Genomic DNA, 13,166 nt, shown 5'->3' on the forward strand with positions numbered 1-13,166 from the left:
TGTGTGGCTACGGGTAAACACCACACAGCCTGAATATGAAACGTTACATTGAGCAAGCACAGTGCGAGCGCACTTGGTATGCCAGCCCCTCTGGGCTCAATTCGCAAGCAAAACGGTACGTAAAAGATCGTGAGTCAGTTCACAGGAACCCACGTAAACAAAGAAGGGGTAGCCAAAATGGCTGACAGCTCTGAATAATAAGGATTGAACAATACCGTCTGAACACAACAGACATGCAAACCTATTTCTGAGCCTGGTAATAATACTTTAAACGCTCACCTGCACCATATGCAGGCAACATAAGGCCATCCGATTGGATGACCTACTTTTTACCTAACCCTACAACCTGAAAAACTGCGGTTTTTTGCCTGACAGAAGACAGCCTGAGCGCTTCAGGTGTCTTACATCTTACTTTGTAACTAAATTTAATTATTTAGATTATATACACAAAAAATGGCGGTTAGAATATTTTTTATCTTATTTATCAAATATTAAGAGTTTAATATTTAAACTTAAAATTGACATTTATGCACATAAAAGAAACAAATCAAGGCAATTTTTTTTACGCTTAAATTCTCATTAAAAGCTATAAATGGTACAGAAAAACCCCAACACAAAACCATTACACGTTATTACACGCAAATAAAAACTGAGCCATCGTCAGATAAAACCAGTACTTTACGATGAGCCTGCTGAAATAGTGACCATGATTGATTTTTACGAATGCAGGCATCTATAAATTCCATTAACAATTTTGCAAACCTGTAACTATACTCGCTGAGAATTAAGCAGATGTACTGACGGCCAGGTAGGGTTTGGCTGGTCGCCAGGCGTTTCACAAAAATAAGGTAACCACTATGAGCACAAAAATATTCAGAAAATCGGCCTTAGCCGCGCTGGTAAGTATAGCGGTAACAGGCCTCAGCGCCTGCGCCAGCAACGACGACCTGCAACAAGGCAGCCAGTCTAATGGTGAGATCAGCAAGCCTAAAGGCGCTGTCGGGTCCGGCTCTGTACCTATGGGCGTGGCCAAATCCAATCAGTTCTGGTGGCCGGATCAACTTGACTTATCTCCTCTGCGCGACCACGACGGCCGCTCCAATCCTCTGGGAGAAGACTTCGACTATGCCATGGCGTTCAACAAGCTGGATATGGCGGCGCTAAAGCGAGATATGAACGCGCTGCTTACCACGTCACAAGACTGGTGGCCTGCCGACTGGGGCAACTACGGGCCACTGTTTATTCGCCTGGCCTGGCACAGCTCGGGGACCTATCGTACATTAGATGGTCGTGGTGGTGGTGATGGCGGTCAGATGCGCTTTGACCCGCTTAACAGCTGGCCTGACAACGGTAATCTGGACAAAGCCAAGCGCCTGTTGTGGCCGCTTAAGCAAAAGTACGGTGCGCAAATTTCCTGGGGCGATTTGATGATTCTGGCCGGTACCGTTGGCCTGGAAAACATGGGCTTTAAAACGTATGGCTTCGCCGGTGGGCGCACGGACGACTGGGAACCGGATTTGGTTTACTGGGGTCCAGAAGTCGAAATGCTGGCCAGTGATCGCGAAGAAAAGGACGGTAAATTACAGCGCCCGCTCGGTGCAACACACATGGGCCTAATCTACGTGAACCCGGAAGGCCCTAAGGGTAAGCCCGATCCGGCAGGCTCGGCCAAAAACATCCGCGTGGCATTTGGTCGCATGGCCATGAGTGACGAAGAAACCGTGGCGCTGATCGCAGGTGGCCACACCTTTGGTAAAATGCACGGCGCGCACAAAGCCAGTAAATGTGTGGGTAAAGAACCCGGTGGTGCCGTCATTGAAGAACAAGGTCTTGGCTGGAAAAACAAATGTGGTAAAGGCCACTCCGAAGATACCGTTACCAGTGGCCTTGAAGGCGCCTGGACTCAGGCACCGACCCGCTGGACTACGCTCTACCTGCAAAACCTGCTGAACTTTGAATGGCAGCAAACACGCAGTCCGGGTGGTGCCATTCAGTGGATCCCAACCGATGAAGCACTGCATACCTCAGTGCCAGACGCACACGTTAAAGGTAAGTTCAACTCACCGGTGATGACCACGGCCGATCTGGCGCTCAAGTACGACCCGGCGTATCGCAAAATTGCCGAGCGCTTTTTGGCCAACCCGGAAGAATACCGTCTGGCCTTTGCCAAAGCCTGGTACAAACTCACACACCGCGACATGGGCCCGCGTGCCCGCTATCTAGGCAATACCGCGCCTGATGAAGCGTTAATCTGGCAAGATCCCGTCCCGGCAGTTGATCATGCTTTAATTAGTGAAGCCGATGCCAGAGCAATCAAACAGGATATTCTGCAAACGGGGATCAGCGTACCGGCGCTTATTCGCACAGCCTGGGCGTCTGCTGCCAGCTTCCGCGCGTCGGATATGCGCGGTGGTGCTAACGGCGCCCGCATTATGCTGGCACCACAAAAAGACTGGCCAGTTAACAACCCGGACGAACTGTCCTCAGTTTTGAATCAACTGCAAGCGGTTCAGGCGCGCTTTAACCGCGCAGCCGGTGGCACCAAGCAAGTGTCAATGGCCGATGTGATTGTACTGGCAGGTGCCGCTGCGGTTGAACAGGCAGCTAAAAACGCCGGTATTACGGTGTCTGTGCCCTTTACTCCTGGCCGCACCGACGCGACGCAGGCACAAACCGATGTTAACTCATTCGCATTGCTCGAGCCAAAAGCAGATGCCTTCAGAAACTATTTTGATGTCAACGCTAGCTACCGTTCACCGACCGAGATGTTGGTAGATAAAGCCGATCAGTTAAACCTGACTGTGCCTGAGATGACGGTTCTGCTGGGTGGACTACGCGTACTCGGAGCCAATGCATCAGGATCTCATCACGGTGTATTTACCGATAACGTGGGCACGCTCAGCAACGACTTTTTCGTCAATTTGCTGAGCATGTCTCATCAGTGGCAAAAAACCAGCCAGGCAGGTTTGTACGAGAGCATTGACCGCAGCACAGGCAAACAGCGCTTTACAGCCACCAGTGTAGATTTGATCTTTGGCTCAAACTCTGAGTTGCGCGCCGTGGCTGAAGTCTATGCCTATGATAACGCCAAGCAAAAGTTTGCAGAGGACTTTGTTAAAGCCTGGCACAAAGTGATGCAGCTGGACCGCTTTGACTTGCGCCATCAGTTGTAATCCTACCCCAAGAGTCAGCGCCTGCGATAGGCGCTGACTCTTTGGTTAAAGCACTCAGTCAATGGGGCAAGTTATACGCCCTACAGCGACAATCTGGCCATTCTGGCGGACCTCGAATTCTACACCCGCTTTCATCGCCATGGATTTGCTTAGCCTGACAGTCACGTTAAGCTCGTCGCCCGGCACCATCATTTCAATGTCCCGAGGCCAGCTCGCTGTGCCTGCCACGTCCAGGTAATGCAGTCTAAAGTCACCTTCAAATCCATTGTGCAGAGGCGTTTTACGTCCGCCCTCATCACCGGTCAAACAATAAAGCAGCGCTTCGAAACGTTGACATGACTTCAGCGTGCCCTTTTCGCAAAGCACCATGCCTGTTTCAATTTCATCGCGTGGGATTTCAGCCAGGCCTATCGCGACACGTTCGGACGCACTTACGCTTTCTTGTGGAACTGACCAAACCTCAATACTAGAGCAGTTTGTCTGCCGCGCATCTTTTATACCAATGAGTTCAACTAGGTCATTTACTCGTATCGTACCCGCTTCCATGATGCTATATGCAATCGAGCCACGAGGGTGCCTCATAAATGCGTCTTCGATAGGCATATAAAAGGGCCTATCCTTTAAAGAGTTTGGCGGAACAACATAGTCTTCCATTGCCTGAACTAACGCTTTAATGCTGTTTTCCCATTTGGGGTCTCCTTCAAGCGCTTTTTTAGCCGAGCCCACGATCACCGGGCTCAAAGCTCTGTCATACCCCGCCTCCTCTAGCTGCTCTGTGATTAGAGACGCCATCTCACTGATAAACGCTTCGTCGTGTATCGTGTCGGCTTTATTAATATAAACAATGACATTACTAATACCCATCGAGCGCAGCAGCCTGAGATATCCATCCGTTTCGCGATTAAAGCCGACATCAATGCTAACCACAAGGATGGCGGTGCCTATCCTCAAATGACCTGTGATCAGCCCTTTAACATAGTCCATATAATCGGGGCAGTCTGAATGAAAGTAAACGTACGATTTTGAAGCATAATCGACCATTGAGCTACGGTAAGTTACACCAGCATTTGTGGTGTACTCAGGCGCATCGTCGACTGAGGCAAAGCTCTGCGGTGCTGATAAGTGTTCTTTTGCTAACACATGCGTTATCGCGGCGGTTAAGGTCGTCTTACCATGCCCTTTTGCGCCGATTGTGCCAACATAGATGTATGTTCTATCGTTTTCATGATTATCTGCCATTGTTGATTCCTTTACAGCTATAAGCCTAAGTCGCTTTCATTATGAAGGGCGTTTGGCTTAATTATCAATGACACAGTATTACACCGGCTGGACAGCCAAGTTGTCTCTGGCTGGTTTGCAGGACTTATAAAAGTAAATGATGAAGACAGCGCTGCCCAGATAGGCGATGAGCCCTGCCTGTTTTTGGGGTAAGAAAGCGCCGCCAGCACAAGGCATTCGGCGATTTCGTCGAGGGTATAATTTACTGCCAGGGAATTAACGCTTTTAAATCCCCGGCAGCAATAGAGGTGGTATTACAATTTAAATTGCTCGACACTGGATTTGAGGCTGTGCGCCAGCTCACTGATTTCACCACAGGCATGAGAAATTTGATTGGCGCCTTCGGTCATTTCCACACCTGCGACATTGATATTTTCAATATTGCGATTCAGCTCCTCCGACACCACAGACTGCTCGTTGCAGGCTGCTGCAATTTGCGTACTCATCGCTGCAATGCTGTCTATCTCCTGTTCAATCTGGCTGATGGTTTGGCTGACCGTCTCGGTTTGCTCCACACACACATCAATCCCCGTCTGACATGTGCGGGTGGCTTCGCCCGTTTCTTTAGATTTTTGCTGGAGATCGCTGACAATTTCCACAATTTGTGTGGTTGAATCCTGAGTCCGGCGCGCCAGTGAGCGCACTTCATCGGCAACGACTGCAAAGCCGCGACCCTGCGCACCAGCACGCGCCGCTTCAATGGCCGCATTCAGCGCCAGCAAATTGGTCTGTTCCGCAATATCCCGGATCACATCAACGACCACGTTGATATTTTGCGAGTTCTTTTCCAGGTTTATAGCCAGTTCGCCCGCATGTGTAACTGTTTCTGCGACAGCAGAAATGTGCGACATACTGCTTTTAAGTGCGGTATTACCTTCACGAGACTTCATGTGCGCCTGATTGGCAGACTCAGCCCCCATTTCTGTACTTTGCGCAACCTCAGAAACGGCTGCCTGCATTTCGGTCATTGCCGAAGCAACAGACTGCAACTCATTTTGCTGATTCTCCATCCCTTTGGCATTTTGTGCCGAGATGGCATTTACTTCTTCAACCGCCGAAGCCAGTACGATAGCGCTGTCATTAATTTTTACCACAAGGCCATTCAGCTGGTTACGCATTTTCTCCAATGATACCAGCAAAGAACCCAGTTCATTTTTACCTGCTGACTCGATATCGATCCGAGTACTTAAATCACCATTGGCAATGTTCTCTGCCAGATTCATGGCTTTTTCCAGAGGACGTCTGACAGCGCCGCTTAACACAAAACAGATCAGCGCTATCATGATCGCCGATACCAAAGTACAAATGATAATGGCGGTGATCACGGTATTGACAGCCTCTAGCGCTGAGGTTTCTGCCTTTCCGACATTCTCGCTGTTGATAATTTCAAGCTCGCTTAGCTCGTCCATTGCATTGGCAAAAATAGGGTAACTGTCGAGCACAATTTCATTGGCGCGGCTCACCTTACCGGCACGAACCAGGGCGTTAAAATCAGACGTTGCAGTCTCATATCTGCGCCAGGCACGAGCAAATGCTTCGAACTGGCGACGTTCTTTATCAGATACATTCAGCTGACTGTAACGCTCAACTTTACGATTAATACCGGTTCGTAAGTCATTCAAAATGGTCAACCACTGGGCCATTTCAGGGTGATCCGGGTTCATGGTCGCACCAAATTCATCTTTGCGTACCGTGGTCAGGTCAATTTTCAGATCTTTGACGATTTCCACCGATGGGATACTGGTTTTTACTATGAACCCCAGATCACCGCGAATCCCATTCAACCAGTTGTAAGTCAGTAAACTCACGAGGAAGAAAACCAAAAATACCGATGAAAAGCTCAAGCCAATTTGTTTAGTAATTGATAAGTCTTTTAATGCCATACTCTTTATATAGGTCCCTAAATTAATGGTGACTAAGATGAATTAAAAAACCGCCACCGACGAGCCATACGCTCGTCGGTGGCGGTTTTTACAAACTCTGTACTTAGGTCATCTGAACAGCTGCGTTTATGTACAAAAAAAGCATAGATATGCATACATTCTTGCTCTGTAACACCTGCCTGATTTACTATTTCAGATGCACTTGGTGTACGTGTTTTACGCACAACCTTTCAGTATTTAATCAACCATTATAATGAAATGACCGGTGTGGTTGAACGAATTATTTATCAAATAACATGCTCATATGTTGTTGTTTCTATTTTTAAAATGTGAAAACAGATCAAATAAACAACGACATTTAACAGCTTTTGAACAGCTTAATTAAATACGTTCAGCTTAATTACAAATGGCGTTATTTTACAGGAATGAACAAACAACCTCGGTGACTTGCGGCAGTCACCTCGAAACCCCACTTTCTGGCAGTGCAATTCGTGAACGCCTTTTCGTTATGGTGAGATAATATGCAATAATGAGCAACTTATAACGCGCAATGATCCGGCGGCATCGGCAAGACGTAATAAAGGGAAAAGTAGCAGGCTAATACAATGAGTGAACTAACCATATTTTACGACGGCACCTGTCCGTTGTGTGTAAAGGAAATGACAGCACTGGCGAAACGAGATAAGGCTACATGCATTAAAACCGTAGATATATATAGTGACGAGTTCACCAATTATCCCACTATAGACCCAGATAAAGCCAACACCATTTTGCATGCGCTGGATGCTCAGGGTAACTTGATGTTTGGACTGGATGTTACGCATCAGGCGTGGCGATTAGTGGGAATGGGCTGGTTGTACGCGCCACTGAGATGGCCTGTCATTAAACCCATCGCTGATAAGTTTTATTTACTGTTTGCCAAAAACCGCTATCGCATTTCTTACTGGCTGACTGGCAAGTCTCGTTGCGATAGCGGCGTGTGCCGCAAGTAATCCGGAGCCATGGCGTGGGCAGTCAGTTAGTTTGAGCGTCATACTGTATATTATTGCCCAAGGCTGACTGTGTTTAGGTCTGACGTGTTTTACAGGTCCTGTACTTTTACATCCACGCTGTATTTCCACATTACAGCACCCTCCTCTCCCATCTCTATGCTGCCACTGCCGCCTTCATCGCTGATAGAGAATTCGGGCATATCCATATGAGAGGTTCCCTGTTCATAGATACAAGACATTTTTCCATGCAACACAAGCACCTGATCACTTTGCCTGGACAGCAAACCGGCATATTTACATTCACCTGAGCGCACAGTGTTAACCTGGTCGAGAGACTGGAGCACAAATGACGGAAACTGCCTGTCGGACACAGCATCCTTTACGCTTACAGTCACGATGTAGCTGGTTGAAGACATCGCCAGACCTGGCACCCCCATAAACAACAAAGCCAATACAGAATTTCTCATTCCGATTTATTTACCTCTTTCTTAGCCATGGAGAGAAAACACACGTTCAACGCCATGCCTTATTTCAAAAAACATATCTGCGGCAAGCACAATCAAGCACGCTACCTCAATGTCACTGCGCACCGCATTATACCAGAGCGGTTGAGTCAGTACCTGAAACCACACAGCGCTTTTTGTAAAGGTTCGTTATATTTTGTAATGCAAATAACCAGTTAGGAGTCTGCCCGGAAAGTCACTGTGAATTAGCTAAGAGCACTGCCAGCCTTTTTTGTTCTGTGTCTGTGAACATAGACGTCCTCAGCGCAGCCAACGCCGATTGCTGCGCTCCCCCGCTCTGGCTAGCCTGTACCTCTGCACGTCGTTGCTTAAATTGTGCGACTCGCTCACGCCATTGCTGCTGCTCTTTACGGGTTTGCATCAAGCGCGTGGCCGCTTCATCGCCATACTCGGCGCTGAGTTGATTGTAATCCATGTTGTGCCAACTGTGTTTTAGCGTGATCAGGGTTTGGGTGGCCTCTATGGTTTGCCGCTCTGTTTGTGGCAACTGACTGATGTGCGCGTCAATCAGCTCAGCCCGGGTCTGCTCGCTCAAGGTTTTGTCAGATAAAATCTGCCAGCGCGCTAAGGCCTGAGCATCCCAGCGGTTCTCGCTTTCAAACCAAGCCGCTATCACTTCAGTGGAAAAGTACTGCCCCTGAAGCGTTTGCAGTGCTTCAAAACGCTCGTGCATAGTCAGGTTAGTATCTACCTGAGTGAGTGCCTGTTTATAGGCCATATAATCATCGGCGATATCCTGTAAACAAGGTGGTAAGCGGTGTGTCTGCCGCGCCCAGTGCTGTTCCAGTTGCTCCTTTTGCAATAACAAAATCCAGTCGTCGAGCTGATGCTTGTGTGCCCGGGTAATGGCGCCGCAATGCTCAAACTCTGCTGGCATCACGGCGACAGACTGCGCTTCAATCTGGTGTGGCGTCTCTGTCACTGTGTGTGCGGAGCCTGTCACCATCTCAGTGGTTACTTCATGGTCCCGTTCGGGTAACAGAGTCCAAAGGCAAACACTTAGCCCAACACAACTGAATGAAAGTAGACGCCAGTACCTCATAGATTTAGTCCCTTCAGACGGCGAATATGCTGTCGATACACAGTCAGAGGATCCGTTTCGAACAAGTGATGAATACCAATGGTCTGATTGACCTGATCCAGATGATTCATCTTAAAATCATTGCCAATCACATAACCCAGATTACTTGAGCAAGCCGAAACCAGGCCGTCATTAGCTTCGTCAAATACACCAGAGAACAACAACAAGGCATTATCAGCCGGGTCCAGCAAGTTGGTCCATGCCCGACTGCCGCTCCAGGAAAAATAGTACACACCGTTACTGGCCAGTGTATCACCCTGACCGCAATACTGAGCCGGCACGCCTTCAGGATACTTTTGATTAAAAGCGATGGTGCCTTCAGTTGTCAGGGCACTCAGCGCTTCAAGGGCATCTTTGGGTGCCGTTGGCTTGCCTGACAATAAATCAATCAATCCAGCCAGACCATTGGCCAGAGATGCTAAGAACTGCTCCGAAAAAGACCCCTGATCTACGCCACCACGCACCACATCAGCAAAGCGGCTACCCCAGTTAACCCCGCCAATACTGGTTACCGACGCAACCCATTGAGGCTTAACCGATGCCACATAGCGAATAGTCTGTGCGCCCTGGCTATGGCCTATCAGGTTGACTTTGTCTTTGCCTGTCAGTGCTCTGATCAGCGCAACCTGCTCCAGCAGTTGCTCACCGCGTAGTTCTGAGTTGTGTGCCGATGAGACTTCTGCCACATAGACGTTCCCGCCTTCCTGGCGGATCACCGAAGGCACCCGATAGAAATAGTCGACCCCCAGTAAATTATCAAAACCAAACAGACCATGAACCAGCACCACGGGATATTCGAGCTCATCATTACTGTGCGCCAGTTGCGCAAAGAGTGACATCACGCAAAGTAAGAGTGAGAGTGTTATTTTTTTCATTTACCTGCTCCAAAAGTTACAATTTAGCAACAAAAGAGTAGTTCATAGTGGTAAGAGGTCAAGCCTCACTGTTTAAAAAAAACACTAAACTGTACTCGCTCGACTAATAATATCTATGCAACCTTGCTATTCTTCACTGTGATAAATAAACAAGCTAATGACTTATATGTATTTTTCATGGTTCAACTTTCCAACGCATACATTTAGTTAGATAGCTTAGGCATACCGATAAAAACAGAAAAGTAATATCGTCGTAATTAGAATTTATGCTCGAAAAAGCAAACTTATGCTCACCCGCTTCCTCTAGGTGTAACTCACTACGACTGGGCTCTGCCCTGATATGCAATCGCTATAGCATAAGAGCGAGGGTGGTTAATGTTTGCTTTGGATGAATAAAAGGTGGAATATAAAGCGCACTCTGGCGCTTCATATCTTGTTGAATAGAACGAATCGACAAATCACCCGTTCAGAATTAAATCGATTTTACATCGCAGGCAGGCCACCAAATACTCTCCTACGTGCGCAAATCAAGCTTAAAAACCCTAAGATGACAAATCCAAGACTTCCTCCACTGCCTTGCGAATTCGAGTCGACCGTTTGCTGGCTACCTGAACCGTTATTTCCTGCGCTGCTATCATCTCCGGCATCACCATCTCCGGCATCACCATCTCCGGTATCACCATCTCCGGCATCACCATCTCCGGTATCACCATCTCCGGCATCACCATCTCCGGCATCACCATCTCCGGCATCACTGGCAGTTCCTAGCTTACCACCAATCACCATAGTATGCGTCGTGGCGTCTGTAGGCGTGATTGCACCTAAAAAAGAACGGCTAAATGCCTGTTTAAGCTGTAAATTTGTTTTATCTGCATACTCATTGCTTATACACTCTGTCATCTCACTGATCGCACATATATTCCCAGACAAGCCCGAGCGGATCGGCACATAGTCGCCATCTTGTTCATCAAAATATGCTGCTACTTGGTTAAAAGGGCCAAAATTAAGTGTTACCCGCTGGGGCGCAAAGAAATACAGCGGATCAACCTTGGCACCTGCAATCATAGGGAATGCCTTTTGAGGGACTTCATCATAGATTATCTCTGCATTCATGACGATGTTGTTTGTTGGGTTACCAAAGGTAATATTACCTTGCAGGGTAACTTCGGAGCGCGTTGGTGCTTTTGATAGCATGCCCACCCCAAAACCCTCTCCATCTTCATTTTGGATATGTTCACTGGCGGCATTTATCAAAATGTCTGTGCCTGAATTATTAAACACGCCACCATCAATCGTAACCTGAGCATTCTTCGGCAAAGACATACCAACCGATTGACCGGAAAACCCTTCAATAATGTTGTCTTTCAACGTCCAACGATGTGTGTTGTGGTAGTAATCCATATCAATACCCACCACTTCGGGCTCATCATTGACATAGGCAGGTGCTGGATTAACCCCATAGTCTTCATATCCTGACCTTGCACCATAGCCAAGAATTCTGGAGTTCTTAATAGTAATATTAGTACTGTGATTATGCTCAAAGCCAACACGCCCGATATTCCATAAAACCGTCCCATCAAAAACCATATCGAGTTGATCTTTATAACTGGCTGGCAGATCATTCATCCAGGAATTCGGTTCGGTTTCAGATGGGTCCGTTTTACGATGAAATTCAGTGTGGGTATAATACGTTTGCACACCACGTGCAAAGTTGTAAGCAGTATTATTTTTAAATGGTCTGGGTTGCAGATACCAAATATCCAATACAAAATTCGGATTTTCCGCTTGCCAAGCCTTCAGAGCCTGATGCTGTGCAGGGAATTCAGATTCAGGTACATGTGCATCAATGTCTCCGCGTGCCATACCTAAACCTTTTTCAACAAGGCCTTCAGTCCAGTATACATACGCATGTCCGGTACTACCCGAAACGACATTACCCTCAACCTTAACTCCGGTACTGTGAAACCAGAATCCATCTCCCTGCCAAGCAAAGTCCTGTCGATGCTCTCTCAAATCAACAAGCGAGTTTGTCGGGCCTCCATCAATATAGGAATCTCTTGGTCTAGGCGCACGCATGATTGGGTTTGTCGGGTTTACAGTTCTGATCGCGATGTTTTCTATAAACGACCCTGTTTCATTACCTGATTCCGTGTTGAAGGCCCCGCCGACCACATTATAACTAACGTTCCGCACAAAATTGACCCGCGCAGAATGGTTTACATAGGCCCACCCTGGATCGGTATTCACCACAGCGCCTTCAACATGTGCTGCTTTAGGGAACGGAAAAATAGGTTTTGCAGGAAACACTGAGGTATCCAGCCCACCTCGATGAAAGTGAATAGAATACCGACCACGGGGATTTCGCAAACCGTCTTGCACTGGCATTCCGGTATTCTGATTTGCATCCAAATCTGAAAAGTCCCAATCATCCAGAATGGTCCCTTTATCTGTTCTGCCCAGATTATTCGCTTCTATATAACGTAAATCCACATCCAAAGTATGCATAAACATCATGTGTCCACGTGGCTTTCTGAACTCACCACTGAGCGAAGTGACACGAGTATTTTCTGACGAAATGACAATATTTCGCGTCAGGTTTGCAACATGTACATCTAAATCAGGCGCCTGAGTGGGGGCTTTATGATCCCTCACTAAAGCAGGTGTAAAAGTGATTACAGATCCTTCTATGTTAGTGATAGTCACGACTTCATCTTTCTCGAACTCTTCTGTGCTGGTTGTTTGGGTAATTGGATCAGTTCCCGTTACAACCAATTTGTCTCCCACTCTCCACCCTGTTGGCGCAGAGTTAAACCTAAACTCAGTGGCCCCCGCAACAGGGTGGTCAGCCAATATCAGCCAGCTGCTCTTTTGAGTACCATGCATCGTCGTTTTGCCCATAAGTACCGCACCTGGTGCATAACGATTGGGATCCTCCACACTCGATGTTCCGCCGCGCTCTGCAAAAACCAGGCTCGCAGTCACATTATCCAAAACAGGTCCTGTATTTGAGCCTATTTCCAACAAGGCATTCATCGCACTAAACAGATACTCCGTTTTCAACTCAGTATCCACATCGGTTGCAAACTTAACTGCGCCGCCGGTATCAATGCGTATTGATTTGTATGCCTGTGGTATTTTTCTGTCAACAATCACTGTTACTCCTGCCGGGATCAACACCCGAGCATCATCTCCCGGTAATTCGCCTCCCCAAGTATTCGTCTCGCTCCAATTTCCGGAAGCCTGGGCCGTAATTGTTGGTGTGCCTGCGACTTGCATGGGTGTTGTTGCTAACCCCTGACGCATGAACAAACACACCATGATAAATATCAATGCCCTGTAATTTAATCTATTCATATCTTT

8 protein-coding genes are annotated in these 13,166 nt (G+C 47.6%); 2 read left to right on the top strand and 6 right to left on the bottom strand.

The genetic code is table 11. The features are described from left to right. Positions 1-857 precede the first annotated feature (857 nt). Entirely contained in the window at positions 858-3,173 is a 2,316-nt protein-coding gene (katG, locus tag L1285_RS21105) for a catalase/peroxidase HPI (RefSeq protein ID WP_235414212.1), read from the top strand. 54 nt (positions 3,174-3,227) lie between these two features. Here katG and L1285_RS21110 read toward each other — a convergent pair whose 3' ends face one another. Together L1285_RS21110 and L1285_RS21115 are read right to left on the bottom strand one after the other, a co-directional pair. Beyond that, on the bottom strand, positions 3,228-4,412 hold the full coding sequence (locus L1285_RS21110) for a GTP-binding protein (RefSeq protein ID WP_235414213.1): 1,185 nt from the start codon (positions 4,410-4,412) through the stop codon (positions 3,228-3,230). Between the two features lie 293 nt (positions 4,413-4,705). After that, the gene (locus L1285_RS21115) at positions 4,706-6,334 is read right to left on the bottom strand and encodes a methyl-accepting chemotaxis protein (RefSeq protein ID WP_235414214.1); all 1,629 of its coding nucleotides are present in this window, start codon (positions 6,332-6,334) and stop codon (positions 4,706-4,708) included. A gap of 605 nt (positions 6,335-6,939) precedes the next feature. Here L1285_RS21115 and L1285_RS21120 point away from each other — a divergent pair. Continuing rightward, the gene (locus tag L1285_RS21120; protein ID WP_235414215.1) at positions 6,940-7,326 is read left to right on the top strand and encodes a thiol-disulfide oxidoreductase DCC family protein; all 387 of its coding nucleotides are present in this window, start codon (positions 6,940-6,942) and stop codon (positions 7,324-7,326) included. 89 nt (positions 7,327-7,415) lie between these two features. Here L1285_RS21120 and L1285_RS21125 read toward each other — a convergent pair whose 3' ends face one another. From L1285_RS21125 to L1285_RS21140, 4 genes are all read right to left on the bottom strand, one after another. Continuing rightward, positions 7,416-7,793, bottom strand: a complete 378-nt coding sequence (locus L1285_RS21125) for a hypothetical protein (RefSeq protein ID WP_235414216.1) — start codon at positions 7,791-7,793, stop codon at positions 7,416-7,418. 232 nt (positions 7,794-8,025) lie between these two features. Continuing rightward, positions 8,026-8,796, bottom strand: a complete 771-nt coding sequence (locus tag L1285_RS21130) for a lipase chaperone (RefSeq protein WP_235414217.1) — start codon at positions 8,794-8,796, stop codon at positions 8,026-8,028. Positions 8,797-8,888: 92 nt separating this feature from the next. Next, a complete protein-coding gene (locus tag L1285_RS21135; RefSeq protein ID WP_235414218.1) occupies positions 8,889-9,806 on the bottom strand; it encodes an esterase/lipase family protein in 918 nt (305 codons plus the stop codon). Positions 9,807-10,289: 483 nt separating this feature from the next. Continuing rightward, the gene (locus L1285_RS21140) at positions 10,290-13,160 is read right to left on the bottom strand and encodes a G8 domain-containing protein (protein WP_235414219.1); all 2,871 of its coding nucleotides are present in this window, start codon (positions 13,158-13,160) and stop codon (positions 10,290-10,292) included. Positions 13,161-13,166 lie beyond the last annotated feature (6 nt).

The organism is Pseudoalteromonas sp. DL2-H2.2, assembly GCF_021532535.1.
GTDB lineage: Bacteria > Pseudomonadota > Gammaproteobacteria > Enterobacterales > Alteromonadaceae > Pseudoalteromonas > Pseudoalteromonas rubra_A.

Bases quoted from the DNA above. Each gene is read 5' to 3' on its own strand.
- L1285_RS21120 (WP_235414215.1), top strand. From the start codon at position 6,940: ATGAGTGAACTAACCATATTTTACGACGGCACCTGTCCGTTGTGTGTA.
- L1285_RS21130 (WP_235414217.1), bottom strand. From the start codon at position 8,796: ATGGTGACAGGCTCCGCACACACAGTGACAGAGACGCCACACCAGATT.
- katG (WP_235414212.1), top strand. From the start codon at position 858: ATGAGCACAAAAATATTCAGAAAATCGGCCTTAGCCGCGCTGGTAAGT.
- L1285_RS21125 (WP_235414216.1), bottom strand. From the start codon at position 7,793: ATGAGAAATTCTGTATTGGCTTTGTTGTTTATGGGGGTGCCAGGTCTG.
- L1285_RS21115 (WP_235414214.1), bottom strand. From the start codon at position 6,334: ATGGCATTAAAAGACTTATCAATTACTAAACAAATTGGCTTGAGCTTT.
- L1285_RS21110 (WP_235414213.1), bottom strand. From the start codon at position 4,412: ATGGCAGATAATCATGAAAACGATAGAACATACATCTATGTTGGCACA.
- L1285_RS21140 (WP_235414219.1), bottom strand. From the start codon at position 13,160: ATGAATAGATTAAATTACAGGGCATTGATATTTATCATGGTGTGTTTG.
- L1285_RS21135 (WP_235414218.1), bottom strand. From the start codon at position 9,806: ATGAAAAAAATAACACTCTCACTCTTACTTTGCGTGATGTCACTCTTT.